Here is a 17644-nt window from a genome sequence, read left to right on the forward strand (position 1 = left end):
TAGCTCGTAGCTCGTAGCTCGTAGCTCGTAGCTCGTAGCTCGTAGCTCGTAGCTCACGACATCAGATCGAACGCCGACGATACTGCCGGTAGCGCGGGTACCAGAAGTGGCCGTGAATCGCATCCCACAGCACCTCGTCGCTGGAGGAGAGCGCAACGCCATCCTTCTGGGCCTGCTTGCCGACGGCGAAAGCGATCAGCTGGCTGATCTCGCGGATGTCGCCCAGCGCCGGCAGCAGCGCGCCTTCACCGGTCTTGACGATCGGGGCGCTGTCGGCGAGCGCGTTGGAGGCCGCCATCAACATGTTGTCGGTGACACGCGTCGCATTGGCGGCAATCACGCCGAGGCCAATACCCGGGAAGATGTAGGAGTTGTTGCACTGGGCGATGGGGATCGTGCGACCGTTGATCTCCACCGGCGGGAACGGACTCCCCGTCGCCACCATCGCCTGGCCGTCGGTCCACGCCAGTACGTCCTGTGGCACCGCCTCGACCTTGGAGGTGGGGTTGGAGAGCGGCATGATCAGCGGGTTCTCGCAGTTGGCGTTGAGCGTCTTGATCACCTCTTCGGTGAACAGGCCGCGCTGGCCGGAGACGCCGATCAGGATGGTCGGCTTGGCGTTGCGCACCACGTCGAGCAACAGGCGGGTATCGCTGTCGAAGCCCAACTCGGCGGGATCGTGGGCGAGCCGCTGCTGGAAGCTGTGCAGCCCGTCCATGTCGGTGGTCAGCAGGCCATCCTTGTCGACCATGAAGATGCGTTTTCTGGCATCGGCTTCCGATAGCCCCTCGAGAGTCATCGCAATCACGATCTGCTCGGCGATGCCGCAGCCGGCCGACCCGGCCCCCGCGAAGGTGATCGTCTGCTCGCTGAGCTTGGCATTCTTGGCCTTGCACGAGGCCAGCAACGTCGCCACGCAGACCGAGGCGGTCCCCTGGATGTCGTCGTTGAAACAGCAAAGCTCGTCCCGATAACGCTCCAGCAGCGGCATGGCGTTGGTCAGGGCGAAATCCTCGAACTGCAGCAGCACGTTGGGCCAGCGAGCCTTCAGCGACTCCATGAACAGGGTGATGAACTCGGCATACTCGTCCGGCGACACGCGCTTGTGGCGCCAGCCCATGTACATCGGGTCGTCGAGCAGCTTCTGGTTGTTGGTGCCGACATCCAGCGTGATCGGCAGCGTGTAGGCCGGGCTGATGCCGCCACAGGCGGTGTAGAGCGAGAGCTTGCCGATCGGGATACCCATGCCGCCGATGCCCTGATCGCCCAGGCCGAGAATGCGTTCACCATCGGTGACCACGATCACCCGCACCTTGTCCTTGGTGGCGCTGCGCAGGATGTCGTCCATCCGATGGCGATCGGGATAGGAGATGAACAGGCCACGGTGATTGCGGTAGATATTGGAGAACTCTTCGCACGCCTCGCCCACCGTCGGGGTGTAGATGATCGGCAGCATCTCCTCGAGATGCTCTTCCAGCAGGCGGAAGAACAACGTCTCGTTGTCGTCCTGAATCGCCCGCAGGTAGATATGCTTGTCGAGGTTGTTCTGGCACAGCGTGTACTGGTGGTAGGCCCGTTCGAGCTGCTCTTCGATGCTCTCGACGTTCTGCGGCAGCAGACCCACCAGATTGAACTCGACCCGTTCTTCGCGGGTAAAGGCGCTACCCTTGTTGAGCAGCGGCGTTTCCAGCAGCGACGGTCCGGCGTAGGGGATGTAGAGCGGGCGCTTGGCGTGATCGGACATGAATCGACTCTCGCGGTAACCAACGAATGAAACGCGCCTGTCGGACGGGCGATCTCACCGGTCGTTGGTGCAGGCCCGATGGCGCATTGTCGTTATCGACCGTGCGGCTGCCACGCAACCGGACGGACGCCCCGGAAGAGCCGAAGCCGCCCGGGGGCCGACCAGTATGCCATCTGCCGCCGCCGATGGCATGTCCGCCGTGGAAACCCTTGCCAAAGACGTGACGGCCCCTGAAAAACCCTGCCGTGGCGGGGCCTTGCCGGTCGCCGCCAGGCCGTTCAGCAACTCGCCGCGACCGGTTTTGCCGGCCCCGGGAAGAACAGCGGGCGCAGCTTGACGCCGAACATGTTGCCGGCAAACGCGGCGACCAGCCACAGCCAGCCGTGCAGGCTGCCGGACGCAATACCGCTGAAATAGGCGCCGATGTTGCAACCGAACGCCAGCCGCGCGCCGTAGCCCAGCAGCAGCCCGCCAATCACGGCCGCCGCCACGGAACGCAGCGGGATCCGCAAGCTGGGCGCGAAACGCCCTGCCAGCGATGCCGCCAGGCCGGCGCCCAGGATGACGCCGATGTTCATCACCGTGGTGATATCGCTGAAGACGCTGCTGTCGAGAGAGGCGGCGCGCCCGGGATTCTGCCAATAGCCCCAGGCCGTTACGTCGCCGCCGACGGCCTGAAACGCCTTGGCGCCCCACAGCGCGAAGGCCGAGGTGATGCCCCAGGGGCGGCCGGCCAATGACAGCGTCAGGAAGTTGAGCAGCGCCAGGCCGACCGCCCCGGCAAGGATCGGCCACGGCCCGGTCAACCAGCGGCCCGGCCCCGGCGAGACCGCTGACGTCTGCTCCAGTTGGCCGTGACGGCGCCTCTCCATGACGACGGTCAAGGCGGCAATGCCGGTAAACAGCACCAGACTGGCAGCGATCCCGCCCCCCGTACCGAACAGATCGATCATCGAGGTGGGCTGGAACGCCGGCAGGCTCTGCCACCAGGCGAAGTGGGCGGTGCCGATCACCGAGCCGACGATGAAGAAGAGCAGCGTGATGACCATGCGGGCGTTGCCGCCACCCACGGTGAACAGCGTGCCGGACGCACAGCCACCGCCCAGTTGCATGCCGATGCCGAACAGGAAGGCGCCGACGATGACGGAGATACCGATGGGCGAGACGAACCCCTCGACCGGATGGCCGAACAGCGTTCCCGCTCCCAGCGCCGGGAAGAACAGCACCACCGCCAGCGCCAGCATCACCATCTGTGCGCGCAGCCCGCGGCCGCGGCGCTCGGTGATGAACACTCGCCACGCGGAGGTGAAACCGAAGGAGGCGTGATAGAGCACGATGCCCAGACCGCCGCCGACCAGCATCAGCCAGCCCTGATTGCCACCGAAGGCGAGGCCGACGGCCAGCGCGCCGAGAACGAGCAGCAGCGCGGCAATCCACGCCTTGGGCGAAAGCCGGCCGATGCCGGGAGGCGCCGTTTTCGTCAAAGTCGTCATAAAACAACCCCTTTCTTAGACTAAAATCGAATGGCCGGTACTTTAGTCTTTTACTCAGGAATTCGAAAACGACAATACGATCTTTCGATAGACATTCTGGTTATCGATGAACATCGAGAAGCCGCGAGCCGCGAAAGTCAGTGTGTCTGTCACGCAGAAGAACGCCAGCAACAGACGTCACTGTCGTTCTTCGTAGCCCGTAGCCCGTAGCCGAGTCTACTGGAACCTGCCCAGCCCCACGGCGATGCGCAGCTTTTCCATCAGGGCATTCGCTTCTGCCCGTGCCCGCTCGGCACCTTTCAACAACACCTGCTCGATATGCCCGGGATCGTTCATCAGCGCTTCATAGCGCTCGCGGGGTTCGCGCAGATGCGCGTTGAGGTACTCAAACACCTCGTTCTTGGCGTCGCCCCAGCCGATCCCCTCGGCGTAGCGGCGACGCATGTCGGCGCTCTCCTCCGCCGTGGCGAAGGCGCTGTAGATCTGGAACAGGGTGCAGGTATCCGGGTCCTTGGGTTCGCCGGGCTCCAGCGAATTGGTCTTGATCTTGCGCACCAGCTTCTGCAGTTTCTTCTCGGAGACGAACAGCGGAATGGTGTTGTCGTAGCTCTTCGACATCTTGCGGCCGTCGAGGCCCCGCAGCACCTCGACCTTCTCGTCGACGATCGCCTCGGGCAGCGTGAAGTAGTCGCCCTTGTAGATATGGTTGAACCGCCCCGCCATGTCGCGGGCCATCTCGATATGCTGGATCTGGTCGCGGCCCACCGGCACCTTGTGGGCGTTGAACATCAGGATATCGGCCGCCATCAGCACCGGGTAACCGAACAGCCCCATGGTGATGCCGCGATCGGGATCGCTCTGGCCATCGGTGTCGTTGTCCGCCACCGCCGCCTTGTAGGCGTGGGCCCGGTTCATCAACCCCTTGGCGCAGACGCAGGAGAGCAGCCAGGTCAGCTCGGGAATCTCGTGGATATCGGACTGGCGATAGAAGATGGCGTTGTCGGTATCCAGGCCCAGCGCCAGCCAGGTGGCGGCGATCTCGAGGCGCGACTGCTGCACACGCCGGGGGTCCTGCGCCTTGATCAGCGCATGCAGGTCGGCCAGAAAGTAGTAGGACTGGACGTCGGGATTCTGGCTCTCGGCGATGGCCGGCTTGATCGCGCCGACATAATTGCCCAGATGCGGCGTACCCGTGGTGGTGATACCGGTAAGAACGCGTCGCTTGCTCATGAACTCTTCGAATCGCTTGGGGAAAGTGGCAGTGCGGGCAGTTTACCCTGCCACCTTCCCCAGAGCGAACACCCGCGGGAACCTCTACAGACCGATGCCGATCAGCAGGTAAGCCAGCAGCGACAGCGCCGCCACCGCCAGGGCATAGGGAATCTGGGTGCGCACGTGATCCATGTGGTCGCAGGCGGAGCCGGTCGAGGCGAGCACCGTGGTATCCGACAGCGGCGAGCAGTGGTCGCCGAACACCCCGCCGCCAGCCACCGCGGCGATGGTGGCATAGACCAGCGGCGTCAGCATATCACCGGTGAACACGAAGGCGACCGGTACCGAAATCGGCATCATGATCGCGAAGGTTCCCCAGGAAGAGCCGGTCGCAAAGGCGATGATCGCCGCCAGCAGGAAGGTGATCGCGGGCAGCAGCGTCGGCGAGAGCCAGTCGCGGCTGATCTCGACGATGAAGGCGGCCGTCCCCATCTCCTTCGAAAGCTGATTCAGCGAATAGGCCAGCGCCAGGATCAGGATTGCCGGCATCACTCCCTTCATCCCTGCCGTGGCCGTCTTCATGATGTCGTTGAGGGGAATGCCCTGCAGCCGCATGATCACCCCCAGCACCACCGCCGCGGCGAGGAACGCCTCCATCGTCTTGGCCGAGCCCATGAACGCGAAGGTTCCCACCGCAACGCCGATCACGATCAGCACCGGCAGCACGAAGTTGAGAAACAGGTTGGTGCGCACGCCCTCGAACGGCTGCAGGTCGGTGAGCTCCTCGCCGAGCAGCGGATCGGCGCCGTCGCGAAACACCTTGCCCTCGTTCTGGGCGCGGGCCTCGGCACGCTTCAGCGGGCCGAAAAGCGGCACGATCCCGACGATCACCAACCCGACCATCAACACCGACATCCAGGCATAGAGATTGAAGGGTACGGCGTAGACGAAGGCCTGCATGGCATCGCCTGCGGTCTCGATGGGCCCCATGCCGATCAAGAGCCCCGAGATGAATACCGCCCACCCCGTAATCGGCACCAGCACGCTGACCGGTGCCGAAGTGGAATCGGCGATATAGGCCAGTTTCTCGCGCGAGACCCGGTAGCGGTCCGTCAGCCCGCGCAGGGTGGAACCGACGAACAGCGGGCTGAAGTAGTCGCTGAAGAACACGAACATGCCCATGAACCAGCCGACCAGTTGGACCCGCACCCGCGACAGCGCGCGCGCCTCGACCCAGGCGGTGAAGTTGCGGATCGCCCCGGTACGCTGGAAAAAGGCGATGACCGTGCCGATGAACAGCTCCAGCAGCAGAATCCAGGAGAAATCCGTGGTCCCCAACGACGTCTTGAGCAGATTGGGGAAGCCGAACAGCCCCCGCCCCATGACCGTGACGCCGACGACGCAGGCCACGGCGAGGGAGAAGATCGTGTTACGCGTCGCGAACGCCAAGACGATGGCAAGACAAGCCGGCAACAGTGACAGCATGCCGTAGTGCACCTGAGGGTCCATGATGACTCCTTGATTGTTGTGCGTTGTGGGTCTCGATGACGCTTCGGTAGCGGTGGATTTTCAGTCGAAAGCGGCCAGGTGTGCTCAGGCCTCGTCACGCCCCTTGCGCTGTTCGTGGGCGCGAATGGCGTCGAAGGCCAGCCTACGAACGGGATCGGGCGGCATCCAGCTCGGCGTGCCGAAGAGGCCGGGAATATCGACTCCCGGCTGTTTCAGCGCGAGCTTCGCCAGGGCCTCGCCCAGCAAGGTGCCCTTGACTATGCCGCCGCCGTTGCATCCCGCCGACACGAACAGGTTCTCCGCCACTTCCCCCCACAGCGGGGCACCGTTGTAGGTCAGGCCGGTGGTGCCGCCCCAGACCCGCTCGAATTCAATGCCCGCCAGTTCCGGATAGCGTGCGACCAGGCTCGACTTGAGTCCGGCGGCGACGGCTGCGTTGTCCCTTTCCCGCTCGTAGCTGTACTGGGCGCGGATCATCAAGCGGCCATCCGCCGTGGTGCGTAACGTGCAACCCAGCCGGTGGCTTGGCAGCAGCCCCCAGGGCCCGGCTCCGATGGCGGCCGTCAGCCCCGGCGAGAGCGGCGCAGTCAGCGCGGCGTAGGTGTAGATGGCGGTAAGGCGTGAGGCATCGGCGCCCAGAGGACGTGCAAAGGCGTTGTTGGCGAGTACCACCTGCCGGGCCCGCAGCGACCCCTTCGGGGTGCTGACCCGCCAAGCCCGGTTGTCCCGTTGCACGGCCAGTGCCGGGCTCCATTCGTGACACGCCACCGCCTCCGGCAGCGCATCGACCAATCCGCGGATCAGCGCCGCCGGCTGAACGAGATAGCAGTCGGGCGAGTAGATTCCTTCGGCGTAGTAGCGGGTGCCCAGCGCGGCCTCGAGCTGCTCGCGCTCGAGGCGCCGATGGGACAGCCCCGCGGCCTCCAGAAAACCCCGATACCGGGCCAGCGCACGTCGCCCCTCGTCGCCCCGGGCGGCCCGATAGGTACCGGTGCGCTGGAGCTGGCAATCGATGGCGTGCTCGTCGACCTGCGCCTTGAGCGTTGCCATCGCCCCACGGCTCAGCGCATTGAGTGTCGACATTCGCGCCAGTTGATCCGCGGAGGCATCGTTGGCCAACGCGATCTCCAGCATGAATCCGGAGTTGCGTCCCGGACTGCCCTCCCCGGCCGCCTCGGCATCGATCATCACGATGCGACGGTCCGGCGCCAGACGATGATAGGTCCGTGCCACGGCGACGCCGGTGTAGCCCGCGCCCACGATCGCCAGATCCGCGACCTGATCCCCCTGGAGCTCGAGTCGCGAGGTCGGGGCGGGCAGCAGCGCCTGCCAGCCGCAGGGGCGAAGATGGGACGGTTGAACCGCTCTCGACATGATCGTCACTCCGCCTGCAGTAAGCCGTGGGCTTGCGACACCAGGCTCTCGGCCTGCTCCGCCATCATCGTCAGTACCTCCTGGCGATGAGCCGGCGTCATCCGCGACTTGAGCATCGAGCAACTGAAGGCGCCGAGACAGCGTCCGCTGTGGTCAAGAACGGGAATCGCCAGGCCCGTGAATTCAGGCAGGCTCGAACCCTCGACGCCGCGGGCGTGGCCCTCCTGATGGAAACGCGCGATCTCCCGCTCGACGGCGTCGACGCTGATCTCGTAGCGCTCTTGCAGCAGCTCGCGGTTGGCCGCGAGGATCCATTCACGCTCCCGGCTCTCGAGCGAGGCCAGCAGCGCGATCGAAGCCTGCCCCACTCCCAGCGGCACGCGACCGCCGATCGAGGCCACGAAACTGCCCACCGGATAGGCGCCGTTCTGGACTTCGAGGCAGACCGCGTGGCGGCCGTCGTGGGCAAACAGGTAAAAGCTGTCGCCAAGCCGCTGCGCCAGCTCGAGCAATCTGGGGCGAGCCAGGTCGCGAAGGCTGCCGCCGTTGCCCGCTTCGGCGCCGAGTACCAGCAGCTCGTAGCCCAGCAGATAGCGATGACGCAGTGGAGAGGGACGCAGGACCCCCTCCTCGCGCAGCCCCTTGAGCAGTCGGTAGATGGTGGGGCGGCTCAGCTCGGTGGCATCGAGATAATCGTCGATGCCCGCGCCGCGGGCACCGCAAGCCGCGGTCGTCCGCAGCAGTGCCATCACATGGCGCAGGGTGGAAGGTGTCTGGGAGGATTCACGCGGAGTTGATGGCACGTCGACGACTCGAAACCGGGATCTCTGTCGAGCATACCGAGACGTGTTGTCGAGTTCGTCTCACATAGCGAGATTCTGAACCGCTGCATTGCATGCAAGGCCGCATGACCACAGCCTGGAACCGAAGGCGGCGCCGACAGTGTCGGCGCCGCTGATCGGTCGATCTCGCCTGCTGGCCCCCGCCTCGGGGGGGCTCGACCTCAGCCCTCGAGAATCTGCTCGGTTGCAGCCACGTCCAGCCCGAACGCTTCACCGATGGCGGCGTAGGTCACCTGACCGGCATGAACGTTGAGGCCGGCGCAGAAATGCGCGTCATCGGCCAGCGCCCGCTGCCAGCCCTTGTCGGCCAGCGCGATCACGAACGGCAGCGTGGCGTTGGTCAGCGCCTGGGTCGAGGTGCGCGCCACCGCGCCGGGCATGTTGGCAACGCAGTAGTGGACGATCCCGTCGACCACGTAGCTGGGATCGGCGTGGGTGGTCGGCTTGCTGGTCTCGAAGCAGCCGCCCTGGTCGATCGCCACGTCCACCAGCACGCTGCCCGGTCTCATCTCGCCCAGCATCCCACGGGTGACCAGCTTGGGCGCGGCCGCGCCGGGCACCAGCACGGCGCCAATGATCATGTCGGACTCGCGCACGGCGACTTCCAGCGTCTCGGTGGTCGAATAGACCGTGCGAATCCGGCCCTGGTAACGATGGTCGAGCACTTCCAGCCGGGGCAGGGACTTGTCCAGGATGGTCACTTCGGCGCCCAGCCCCAGCGCCATGCGCGCGGCATTCTCGCCGACCACGCCGCCGCCGATCACCGTAACCTTGGCCGGCGCCACGCCAGGCACCCCCGGCAGCAGAATGCCGGCACCGCCCTGGGCCTTCTCCAGGCTGTGTGCTCCGGCCTGTACCGCCATGCGGCCGGCGACGCGACTCATCGGCGCCAGCAGCGGCAAGCCGCCCAGGTCATCGGTGATGGTCTCGTAGGCGATGCAGGTGGCACCGCTGTCGATCAGGCCGCGAGTCAGCCGCTCCTCGGCGGCCAGGTGCAGGTAGGTGAACAGCGTCTGCGCCGGGCGCAGCCGGGCGACCTCTTCCGCCTGCGGCTCCTTGACCTTGAGGATCAGCTCCGCGCTCGCCCATAGCGCATCGACGTCGGCCACGAGGTCGGCGCCGGCCTCCCGGTAGGCCTCGTCCGGATAGCCGGCTCCGATCCCCGCCTCCGCCTGTACCGAAACCCGGTGGCCTCGCGCCACCAGTTCACGCACGCCGCCCGGTGTCAGGGCGACGCGATATTCATGGTTCTTGATTTCCTTGGGGAGGCCAATATGCATGGTCGTTGCCTCGATCGTTGGTTGTCATTGAAGGATCGAGAGAATTACAGCACAACAGCAATAAAGACGGGATAGGGCGACAAAAAACACGCCAAAACACTAAAAGAAAGATATTGGCAAAAAATAATTCCAGACAACCGGCCATGAAAAGATAAATAGACCAAACATGCAAAGACCACTGCGATCGCCGATTCGCAGTAGCGATGATTCGCCAATACGCTGCATGCTGAAGACCAACGCCAACGACAATCCTGACGAGGCCCTCTCGCCATGAACCTTCTCGATGCATCCGCGACCGCGCTGCTGGCCGGCTTTCGCGACGGTCGCTGCTCGCCCGCCGACTACGTCGCCGAACTCATCCCGCACATCCATGCCTGGGAACCTCACATCAACGCACTCTACGCCTACGACGAGGCGACGCTGACGACAGCGGCCGCCGAAGCCACCCGGCGCTGGCACAATGGCGCCCCGCTGGGACCACTCGACGGCATTCCGGTCACGATCAAGGAGTTGATCGCCACCCGCGGCGTGCCGATCCCGCAAGGCACCGCGGTCACCGAACTGACGCCGGCTCGCGAGGATGCACCGCCATCGGCACGGCTGAGGGAGGATCGCGCCCTTATCTTCGCCAAGACCACCTGCCCCGATTTCGGCATGATGTCCTCTGGCGTCTCGACTTTCCACGGCCTGACCCGCAACCCGTGGAAGCTCGACGCCAACCCCGGCGGCTCCAGCTCCGGCGCCGGCGCGGCGGCAGCCGCCGGCCTGGGGCCGCTGCATGTCGGCACCGACATCGGCGGCTCGGTGCGCCTCCCGGCCGCGTGGTGCGGGCTGGTCGGCTTCAAGCCCACGCTGGGGCGCATTCCCATCGATCCCTGCTACACCGGGCGTTGTGCCGGGCCGATGACCCGCACGGTCGAGGACGCCGCGCTGATGATGCGCACGCTGGCCCGCACCGATCGCCGCGATCCGACCCGCCTGCCACCCTCCCGGATCGACTGGATGGCGCTCTCGCTCGAGCTGTCGGGGCTCAGACTCGGCGTCATGCTCGATGCCGGCTGCGGCATGGCCGTCGATCCCCAGCTTCTGGCCGCGGTGGAAGCCGCCGCGGCGGGGTTCGAACGCGCCGGCGCCACGCTGGTGCCGATGGCACCGGTGATGACCCGCGAGATGCTCGACGGTCTCGACAACTTCTGGCGGGCGAGGCAGTGGAAGACGCTGGCCACGCTGAACGAGGCGGATCGCGCCCGCGTGTTTCCCATGATCACCCAGTGGGCGGCGCGCGGCGCCGAGTTGAGTGCGGTCGATGTCGTCCACGGCTTCGAGCAGACCTTTGCCCTGCGCCGCGCCACCGAGGCCGCGTTCGACGACGTCGACGCCATCCTCTCCCCGACGACGCCGGTCTACACCTTCCCCGCCGAGTACGGCCACCCCTCCAACGATCCGGATCGTCCGTTCGAGCACCTGGGCTTCACGCTACCGTGGAACATGGGCGAGCAGCCGGCACTGTCCATCAACGGCGGTTTCGGTCGCGACGGCCTGCCGCTCGGCATTCAGTTGGTCGCACCACGTTTCGAGGATCGGCGGGTTCTGCAGCTCGCCCATCGCTTCGAGCAGTGGCGTGGACCGATTCGCACCTGGCCGACACCGCCACGAAGCTGAACCGGGGTCCCCGGCACGGTATCCTCGACGACAACAAGATGCTGGAGTGATGTCATGAACCACCGCTTGATCCGCCCTGCCACCACGAGAGGGAAGGCCGTGCTGGCCCTCTTCCTGCTGGTCATCCTAGCCGGACTGTGGCCGGCCATCCTGCTGGCCAACCACGCCGTGCTGATACTGGGCCTGCCGTCGCTGGCGGCCTGGTCCTGCCTGATCATCCTGGCGTCGACCGCGGTGATGCTGCTGGCCAACCGGCTGCTGCCCCTGCCAGCCTCGATCACCCAGGCGCATCCGCCGACACCGCCGTCGGGATCGGGAGAGTGTGTCGATGAGTGATCCGATTCCGCTGCTGATGACCCTGGTCTACGTGGCCATCGCGCTGTGGCTGGGGATCCGCGCCCGCGGCAGTCATCGCATGGACAGTCTCGAGCAGTGGGGCGTTGCCGGACGCAGCATGGGGCCTCTGGTGATGTATCTGTTGATGGGCGCCGGCAGCATCAGCGCCTACACCTTCATGGGCGCGCCGGGCTGGGCCTGGAGCAAGGGCGTGCCGGTGTTCTACGTCGTCATCTACCTGAGCTACCTGGCGCTGGTCGCCTGGTACTGCGGGCCCAGGGTGTGGGCGTTCGGCGCCAGGCTCGGCCACGTCACCCAGGCCCAGGCGGTGGCGGATCGCTTCGAGAGCCCGCTGCTCGGCGCGCTGACGTCACTGGTGATGTCGATCGGCGCCATGGCGTATGCCGTCCTCCAGACCATCGGCGCGGCCTACATCCTCGAGGTGATGAGCGGCGGCCTGCTGCCCTTCGCGCTCAATATCTGGCTGGTGCTTGGCACCATCGCGATCTATCTGTTCATCAGCGGCCAGCGCGCCATCGGCGTGACCAACGCGTTTCAGGGCGGCCTGATGCTGGTCGTGGCCTGGACGATCGGGCTCTGGGCAGCCCACCGGATGACCGGCGACTGGTGGTTCGGCGGGGTCTTCGAGCGCCTGCGCGACACCCACGTCGACTTCCTGACGCTGCCGGGTGGCCTCGGCGACATGAGTTTCGCCTTCTGGACCTCGTCGATCATCGTCTCGATGTTCTCGTTCCAGCAGCCGGTCTGGCTGCAGTGGATGAGCGCCGACTCGGCCCAGAGCATCCGCCGCAGCGCCAGCTGGCTGCCGACCTACTACTTCGTCATCCTGCCGATGGTGGTGGTCGGTTTCATCGGCATCTTCAGCCTGCCCCACCTGGAGCGTGCCGACACCGTCGCCCTGCAGCTGGCATTCCAGCAGATGCCGCCGGTACTGGTCGGCCTGCTCGGCGCCGGCACCCTGGCCGCCGCGATGTCCTCCAGCGAACCCTACATCCACGGCACCGCACTGACCTGGACCCGGGACGTGATCCGTCCGCTGTTCAAGCTCTCGGAGCGGCGCACCGGCCAGCTCGCGCGCTATCTGATCTTCCCGATCATGCTGCTGATCGTCGGCCCGGTGGCGATGCTCAATCCCGGCAACCTGATCATGATCCTGCTGGTCGGGCTCGGCTTCGCCGCCCAGATGCTGCCGGCCTTCATCGGTTTGTTCGTATGGCCACGGGCGACGCGGGCAGGCGTGCTTTGCGGGCTGGTCTCCGGCTTCATCGTGACCGTCCTGTTCACGGTGGTGTGGCCCAACCCGCTCGGCGTTCACGCCGGCGCCTGGGGCTTGATCGTCAATCTGCCGCTGTTCGTCGCCGTCTCCCGGGTCACGCGTCCGGCCAGCGACGCCACACTCGCCCGCTTCATGGCGATCGTCGCCCCCGGCCGGCCGACATCGCGCGCACCCGGCGAGCGCGAGCCGGCATCCTCGTCCGCCATGACATGAGCCGGAACGCCACCGGCCCCGCTCGTCGCGCCGGGCGGGGCCGGTGGCGTTCCGAACCAGCGAACCTGCGATTCAGCGATCGGCGGTGATGCAGGCGCCGCCGTAGACCTCGACGAAACGGGGCGGCATGCGCTTCGGCCGGCAGCTCGCCATATCGATGCAGGCGAAGCGGGTATGCGCGCGCAGCAAGGTGCGGGACGTTTCGACGTGACGCAGCTGGAAGCGCCGCTCCAGCGACAGGCGGCCGTCGCAACTGACGATCCAGGTCGAGAGCTGCAAGCGATCGCCCTCGAAGGCCGGCGCGAGGTAGTCCAGCTCGTGACGGTGAACGACCATGCCGCGATTGAGCGCACGATAGTCTTCCAGCGTCAGCCCCAGCGCGCGCGAATGCGCCCAACTGGCACGCTCGATCCAGCGCAGATACTCGGCGTTGTTGACGTGGCCATAGTGATCGATGCTCGAGCGCTCGACATCGATATCGATCACGAAAGGGGTGGGCAGGTCCCAGTCCATGCAAACCTCCTGGGTTGAATCAGACGACACCGCAGCGACGGCGATCAGCAGCCATCCCGGTCCGGGCGATCGCGGCCGCACTGCCAGCAACGGTCGAACACTCCATCGAGCCGCTCCCCGCAGCCCTGGCAGCGCCAGGCGGGCAAGGCCACGGTTGGCCCATCGAGAGCTTCCCGGACCAGCTGAACCGCCCGCGTCTCGGCGGTGGCGGATACCCAGACCTCGGCCTCGCACTGATCGGGCGGCAGTTCCCCCGCCCCGCCGGCCAGGGTCATGTTGCGCAACGTGGCCGACAGACCGGCGCTCTCGATCAGGTTACGAACATGACTGACCAACAAGACATTGGAGTGACGAAAGACGCAAACCCGTTCGACGGTCATGTCAACGACACCGGGTCGTCGCGACCATCAGTTCCGGAAGACCCGCACGCCGAGCGCTTTCAGGTAAGCGGTCTCGGGGATCGACGGATGCACCGGGTGATCACCGGCCTGGCCGCCGCGATAGATGATCTGGCCGTGGCGATCCTGATGGCGTACCGCGCCCCGTACGCACTCGACCAGACGCTCCTCGAACAGGTGCATGGAGCAGGAGGCCGACATCAGCAGGCCGTCGCGCCCCAACAGCCGCATCGCCTCGCGGTTGAGGCGCGCGTAGGCGCGTTCGCCATTGGCGAGATCCTTGCGTTTCTTGATGAACGCCGGCGGATCCAGCACCACCACATCGAACTTCTCGCCCTCGGCGCGCAGCGCCGTCATGGCTTCGAACACGTCACCGTGGCCGACCGCGACCTGCTCGTGGAGCCCGTTGAGGGCGGCGTTCTCGGCCACCCGGTCGAGCGCGGTCTGGGAAGCATCGACACACAGCACCTCGCTGGCGCCGTGCGCCGCCGCCTGGACGCCCCAGCCACCGACGTAGCTGAACAGGTCGAGCACCCGCTTGCCGGCGACCAGGCCGTTGAGCCAGGCGCGGTTGGCGCGATGGTCGTAGAACCAGCCGGTCTTCTGGCCGTCCAGCACCGGCGCCACGAAACGGACGCCGTTCTCTTCCAGCAGCACCTCGTCCGGCAACTCGCCGTGAACCACCGCCACTTCCGACTCGAGCTGCTCCAGGCGACGGCCGCTGGAGTCGTTCTTGAACACGATCGCCTTCGGCGACAGCACCTTGTCGAGCGCCGCGATAACCTCGTCGCGCACCGTCTCCATGCCGAGGGTGTTGAGCTGGACCACCAGCACGTCGTCGAAACGGTCGACGATCAGCCCCGGCAGCAGGTCGCCCTCGCCGTGAACCAGACGATAGAACGGCTTGGCAAAGAGCCGGTCGCGCAGCGCCAGCGCCTGGTTGAAGCGGTGAACCAGCAGCGAGCGATCGAGCCGAACGTCGGCGTCGCGGGAAACGACACGGGCGCAGATCAGCGAGTTCGGGTTGACATAGGCGACACCCAATGCCTTGCCGTTGGCGGCCTCGATGGTCACCTGCGCCCCCGGCTCCAGGCCCTTGAGCGGAGTGGCCTGGATATCGATCTCGTTGGAGTAGAGCCAGAGATGGCCTGCCTTCAAGCGTCGATCGGCGTTCTTCTTGAGACGCAGGGTCTGGGTCACGGTTGACTCCATGTGCAGGGCTCCATCGGGAAGTGACATCAGCAAAAATATCCAGGGCACGCGTGTTCGAAGACACGTACGCCACGAAGGTCTGGCGCATTCTACCCGGCGTGGGGGAAACCCCAAGCCATCGGATGCGAAATCGAACGGCCAAAACGCGAAATGTTAGAGGGTTGGTGTGCGGTGACGTTCCATCGGCGACCCATTCAGGTCTGACACACCGCGCAGAAGACGCTGGCACGCTGACCCAGCACGATCTGGCGCAGCTCCAGGCCACAATGCCGGCAGGGTTGCCCCCCGCGGCCGTAGACGTTGAGCCGCTGGGCGAAGTAACCCGGTTCGCCGCTACCGCTGACGAAATCCCGCAGCGTCGTGCCGCCCTGGGTGATCGCCGCCGCCAGCACCGTCTTGATCGCATCGGCGAGGCGTTCGAAACGCTCGAGGGAGACGCGCCCGGCGGCGCGGCGCGGATCGATCCCGGCCATGAACAGCGCCTCGGTGGCGTAGATATTGCCCACGCCCACGACCACCGCATTGTCCATGATGAAGGTCTTCATCGCGGCACGGCGTCCCCGGGAGAGCCGGTAGAGTCGCCGTCCATCGAAATCCGGCGACAGCGGTTCCGGCCCCAGCCTTGCCAGCCGGATATCCGATTCGACGTCTCCCGCCAGCCAGTCGACGAAGCCGAAGCGGCGGGGATCATGGTAGCGCAGGATGTTGCCACCTTCGAACACCACGTCGACATGATCGTGCTTCTTGGGCTGATCGCCGACGCGGGCGATGCGCAGGCTCCCTGACATGCCGAGATGCCACAGCAGGGTTCGCTCCGCCAGCGGCAGCAGCAGATACTTGGCGCGGCGGAAAACCCCGCCGAACCGCGCGCCGATCAGCGTCGACTCCAGATCGCCGGGGATCGGCACGCGCAGACTGCGTTGGCGCACGATCACCTCGACGATCTCCCGCCCCTCGACGTGGGGGGCGATGCCGCGGCGGGTGGTCTCGACTTCGGGAAGCTCGGGCATGCGTCTGTTCTCGCGACTCTTTCATCACACGAATTCATCACAAACGAATTCGCCACAAACGAGAAAACCCGGTCGAGGACCGGGTTTTCCGTACTGTCATTCCAGCGCTGGCATTGCAGCACCGGTGGAAAGCTAGATCACTTGATCTTGGCTTCCTTGTAGATGACGTGCTTGCGAACGACCGGATCGTACTTCTTGAATTCCAGCTTGTCCGGGGTGTTACGCTTGTTCTTGGCCGTGGTGTAGAAGTGGCCGGTACCGGCACTGGACACCAACTTGATCTTGTCACGCATGTCTCGACTCCTTAAAGGCTGGCGCCACGCTTGCGAATGTCGCTGAGCACCGCATCGATGCCCTTCTTGTCGATGATGCGCATGCCCTTGGAGGACAGACGCAGCTTGACGAAACGCTTCTCGGATTCGACCCAGAAACGATGCGTATGCAGGTTCGGGACGAAACGACGACGTGTCTTGCGCTGTGAGTGCGAGACGTTGCTACCAGTCACCGGACGCTTACCGGTAACCTGACAAACTTGGGACATGGAAGCCTCCGACCACTGACGGGTTGGGTTGTTCGGTTTATCTCGGGCATCTGGGAAGGCGCGAAATGAGTTGCTCTCGCCGTATGCCCTGATTCAAAGGGCGTACTTTATACCAGAGCCCCCTGCGCTTCGCAACAATTTGGCGCCCTGCAACTGCAGCGCCCATCGTTGCCGACACGCCGCCGCAGCGGCGACCACCCGAGAACATGGCGCGGCATGTTACCCGAATCCGGCACGTCTTCCCATCCGAATCTCGAAATCGATGCGCTTCTTACAGCCATCCCCGTTCGGCGAAGGAGATCACCTCGCCGTCTCCGATCACGAAGTGATCCAGCACCCGAATGTCGAACAGCGCCAGCGCCTCGCGCAGGCGCTCGGTAATCCGACGGTCGGCGTCGCTGGGCTCGGCCACGCCGGAGGGGTGATTATGGGCGAAGATCACCGCGCCGGCATTGTGCGCAAGCGTCCGTCGGGCGACTTCCCGCGGATAGACGGAGGCGCTGTCCAGGGTGCCCTCGGAGAGGATCTCGAAGCGGATCACGCGATGCTGGGTGTCCAGGAACAGAGCCGCGAACGCCTCATGCTCAAGATGCCGCAGCTGCGCACTCAGGAAGGTCCGTACCAGCGCCGGCGAGGTCAGCGCCGCCTCCCGCTCGAGCAGGCTGCCCAGATGACGGCGCGACAGCTCGAGCGTGGCCTGGAGCTGCACGAACTTCGCTTCCCCCAAGCCATGCTCGGCACAGAACCGCTGGCGACTCGCTTCCAGCAGTTGGCGTAGCCCGCCGAAGCTGCTCAGCAGATCCCGCGCCAGATCCACCGCCGAGCGCCCCTTGACCCCGACGCGCAGAAAGATCGCCAGCAACTCGGCGTCGGACAGTGCCGCGGCTCCCAGCGTCAACAGTTTCTCCCGCGGCCGCTCCCCCTCCGGCCAATCGCGTATCCCCATCGCTGCCCCGCCTCCTTCGATGACGAATCTTGCCCGCAGCCCGCAGCCCGCAGCCCGCAGCC

17 protein-coding genes are annotated in these 17644 nt (G+C 65.6%); 3 read left to right on the plus strand and 14 right to left on the minus strand.

Annotation, left to right across the window (positions count from 1 at the left end; translation table 11 throughout):
• Positions 1-61: 61 nt before the first annotated feature.
• The 7 genes from Q0602_RS22125 to ald form a co-directional block, all read right to left on the minus strand.
• Entirely contained in the window at positions 62-1744 is a 1683-nt protein-coding gene (locus Q0602_RS22125) for an NAD-dependent malic enzyme (protein WP_298848075.1), read from the minus strand.
• Positions 1745-2022: 278 nt separating this feature from the next.
• Entirely contained in the window at positions 2023-3237 is a 1215-nt protein-coding gene (locus Q0602_RS22130) for a YeeE/YedE family protein (RefSeq protein WP_298848078.1), read from the minus strand.
• Positions 3238-3453: 216 nt separating this feature from the next.
• The gene (locus Q0602_RS22135; RefSeq protein ID WP_295035910.1) at positions 3454-4467 is read right to left on the minus strand and encodes a tryptophan--tRNA ligase; all 1014 of its coding nucleotides are present in this window, start codon (positions 4465-4467) and stop codon (positions 3454-3456) included.
• A gap of 84 nt (positions 4468-4551) precedes the next feature.
• A complete protein-coding gene (locus tag Q0602_RS22140) occupies positions 4552-5958 on the minus strand; it encodes a Na+/H+ antiporter NhaC family protein (protein ID WP_298848081.1) in 1407 nt (468 codons plus the stop codon).
• 84 nt (positions 5959-6042) lie between these two features.
• Positions 6043-7332 carry an FAD-binding oxidoreductase gene (locus tag Q0602_RS22145; protein WP_298848083.1) on the minus strand — a complete coding sequence of 430 codons (1290 nt, stop codon included), beginning with the start codon at positions 7330-7332 and terminating at the stop codon, positions 6043-6045.
• A 5-nt stretch (positions 7333-7337) separates the two neighbouring features.
• Positions 7338-8135: an IclR family transcriptional regulator gene (locus Q0602_RS22150; RefSeq protein ID WP_298848085.1), complete on the minus strand. Its 798-nt coding sequence runs from the start codon at positions 8133-8135 to the stop codon at positions 7338-7340.
• A 200-nt stretch (positions 8136-8335) separates the two neighbouring features.
• The gene (ald, locus tag Q0602_RS22155) at positions 8336-9454 is read right to left on the minus strand and encodes an alanine dehydrogenase (protein ID WP_298848088.1); all 1119 of its coding nucleotides are present in this window, start codon (positions 9452-9454) and stop codon (positions 8336-8338) included.
• A gap of 270 nt (positions 9455-9724) precedes the next feature.
• Between ald and Q0602_RS22160 the strand changes: the two genes are divergently transcribed.
• The 3 genes from Q0602_RS22160 to Q0602_RS22170 are packed head-to-tail and all read left to right on the plus strand — an operon-like array spanning position 9725 to position 12962.
• Positions 9725-11116: an amidase gene (locus Q0602_RS22160; RefSeq protein ID WP_298848090.1), complete on the plus strand. Its 1392-nt coding sequence runs from the start codon at positions 9725-9727 to the stop codon at positions 11114-11116.
• Positions 11117-11170: 54 nt separating this feature from the next.
• Entirely contained in the window at positions 11171-11452 is a 282-nt protein-coding gene (locus Q0602_RS22165; RefSeq protein ID WP_298848092.1) for a hypothetical protein, read from the plus strand.
• Positions 11445-12962, plus strand: coding sequence for a sodium:solute symporter (locus Q0602_RS22170; RefSeq protein WP_298848094.1), 1518 nt, complete (start codon positions 11445-11447; stop codon positions 12960-12962). The genes Q0602_RS22165 and Q0602_RS22170 overlap by 8 nt, the downstream gene beginning before the upstream one ends.
• A gap of 72 nt (positions 12963-13034) precedes the next feature.
• Here the strand turns inward: Q0602_RS22170 and Q0602_RS22175 are convergent, their stop codons facing one another.
• From Q0602_RS22175 to radC, 7 genes are all read right to left on the minus strand, one after another.
• A complete protein-coding gene (locus Q0602_RS22175) occupies positions 13035-13475 on the minus strand; it encodes a thioesterase family protein (RefSeq protein WP_298848096.1) in 441 nt (146 codons plus the stop codon).
• 44 nt (positions 13476-13519) lie between these two features.
• Positions 13520-13855: a DUF2007 domain-containing protein gene (locus Q0602_RS22180; RefSeq protein ID WP_298848098.1), complete on the minus strand. Its 336-nt coding sequence runs from the start codon at positions 13853-13855 to the stop codon at positions 13520-13522.
• A gap of 27 nt (positions 13856-13882) precedes the next feature.
• Positions 13883-15085 (minus strand): class I SAM-dependent rRNA methyltransferase, encoded by a 1203-nt coding sequence (locus Q0602_RS22185; RefSeq protein WP_298848100.1) that lies wholly within the window; start codon positions 15083-15085, stop codon positions 13883-13885.
• 194 nt (positions 15086-15279) lie between these two features.
• Positions 15280-16095: a bifunctional DNA-formamidopyrimidine glycosylase/DNA-(apurinic or apyrimidinic site) lyase gene (mutM, locus tag Q0602_RS22190; protein ID WP_298848102.1), complete on the minus strand. Its 816-nt coding sequence runs from the start codon at positions 16093-16095 to the stop codon at positions 15280-15282.
• 137 nt (positions 16096-16232) lie between these two features.
• Positions 16233-16388, minus strand: coding sequence for a 50S ribosomal protein L33 (gene rpmG, locus Q0602_RS22195; protein WP_035472447.1), 156 nt, complete (start codon positions 16386-16388; stop codon positions 16233-16235).
• Between the two features lie 11 nt (positions 16389-16399).
• Positions 16400-16636, minus strand: a complete 237-nt coding sequence (gene rpmB, locus Q0602_RS22200) for a 50S ribosomal protein L28 (RefSeq protein ID WP_298848105.1) — start codon at positions 16634-16636, stop codon at positions 16400-16402.
• 271 nt (positions 16637-16907) lie between these two features.
• Positions 16908-17582, minus strand: coding sequence for a DNA repair protein RadC (gene radC, locus Q0602_RS22205; protein ID WP_295035898.1), 675 nt, complete (start codon positions 17580-17582; stop codon positions 16908-16910).
• Positions 17583-17644 lie beyond the last annotated feature (62 nt).

The sequence above is a fragment of the uncultured Salinicola sp. genome (genome assembly GCF_937921195.1).
GTDB lineage: Bacteria > Pseudomonadota > Gammaproteobacteria > Pseudomonadales > Halomonadaceae > Salinicola.

Coding starts and splice junctions, on each gene's coding strand:
- Q0602_RS22165 (WP_298848092.1), top strand. CDS start 11,171: ATGAACCACCGCTTGATCCGCCCTGCCACCACGAGAGGGAAGGCCGTG.
- mutM (WP_298848102.1), bottom strand. CDS start 16,095: ATGCCCGAGCTTCCCGAAGTCGAGACCACCCGCCGCGGCATCGCCCCC.
- Q0602_RS22145 (WP_298848083.1), bottom strand. CDS start 7,332: ATGTCGAGAGCGGTTCAACCGTCCCATCTTCGCCCCTGCGGCTGGCAG.
- rpmG (WP_035472447.1), bottom strand. CDS start 16,388: ATGCGTGACAAGATCAAGTTGGTGTCCAGTGCCGGTACCGGCCACTTC.
- Q0602_RS22135 (WP_295035910.1), bottom strand. CDS start 4,467: ATGAGCAAGCGACGCGTTCTTACCGGTATCACCACCACGGGTACGCCG.
- Q0602_RS22180 (WP_298848098.1), bottom strand. CDS start 13,855: ATGACCGTCGAACGGGTTTGCGTCTTTCGTCACTCCAATGTCTTGTTG.
- rpmB (WP_298848105.1), bottom strand. CDS start 16,636: ATGTCCCAAGTTTGTCAGGTTACCGGTAAGCGTCCGGTGACTGGTAGC.
- Q0602_RS22130 (WP_298848078.1), bottom strand. CDS start 3,237: ATGACGACTTTGACGAAAACGGCGCCTCCCGGCATCGGCCGGCTTTCG.
- radC (WP_295035898.1), bottom strand. CDS start 17,582: ATGGGGATACGCGATTGGCCGGAGGGGGAGCGGCCGCGGGAGAAACTG.
- Q0602_RS22160 (WP_298848090.1), top strand. CDS start 9,725: ATGAACCTTCTCGATGCATCCGCGACCGCGCTGCTGGCCGGCTTTCGC.
- Q0602_RS22175 (WP_298848096.1), bottom strand. CDS start 13,475: ATGGACTGGGACCTGCCCACCCCTTTCGTGATCGATATCGATGTCGAG.
- ald (WP_298848088.1), bottom strand. CDS start 9,454: ATGCATATTGGCCTCCCCAAGGAAATCAAGAACCATGAATATCGCGTC.
- Q0602_RS22185 (WP_298848100.1), bottom strand. CDS start 15,085: ATGGAGTCAACCGTGACCCAGACCCTGCGTCTCAAGAAGAACGCCGAT.
- Q0602_RS22170 (WP_298848094.1), top strand. CDS start 11,445: ATGAGTGATCCGATTCCGCTGCTGATGACCCTGGTCTACGTGGCCATC.
- Q0602_RS22125 (WP_298848075.1), bottom strand. CDS start 1,744: ATGTCCGATCACGCCAAGCGCCCGCTCTACATCCCCTACGCCGGACCG.
- Q0602_RS22140 (WP_298848081.1), bottom strand. CDS start 5,958: ATGGACCCTCAGGTGCACTACGGCATGCTGTCACTGTTGCCGGCTTGT.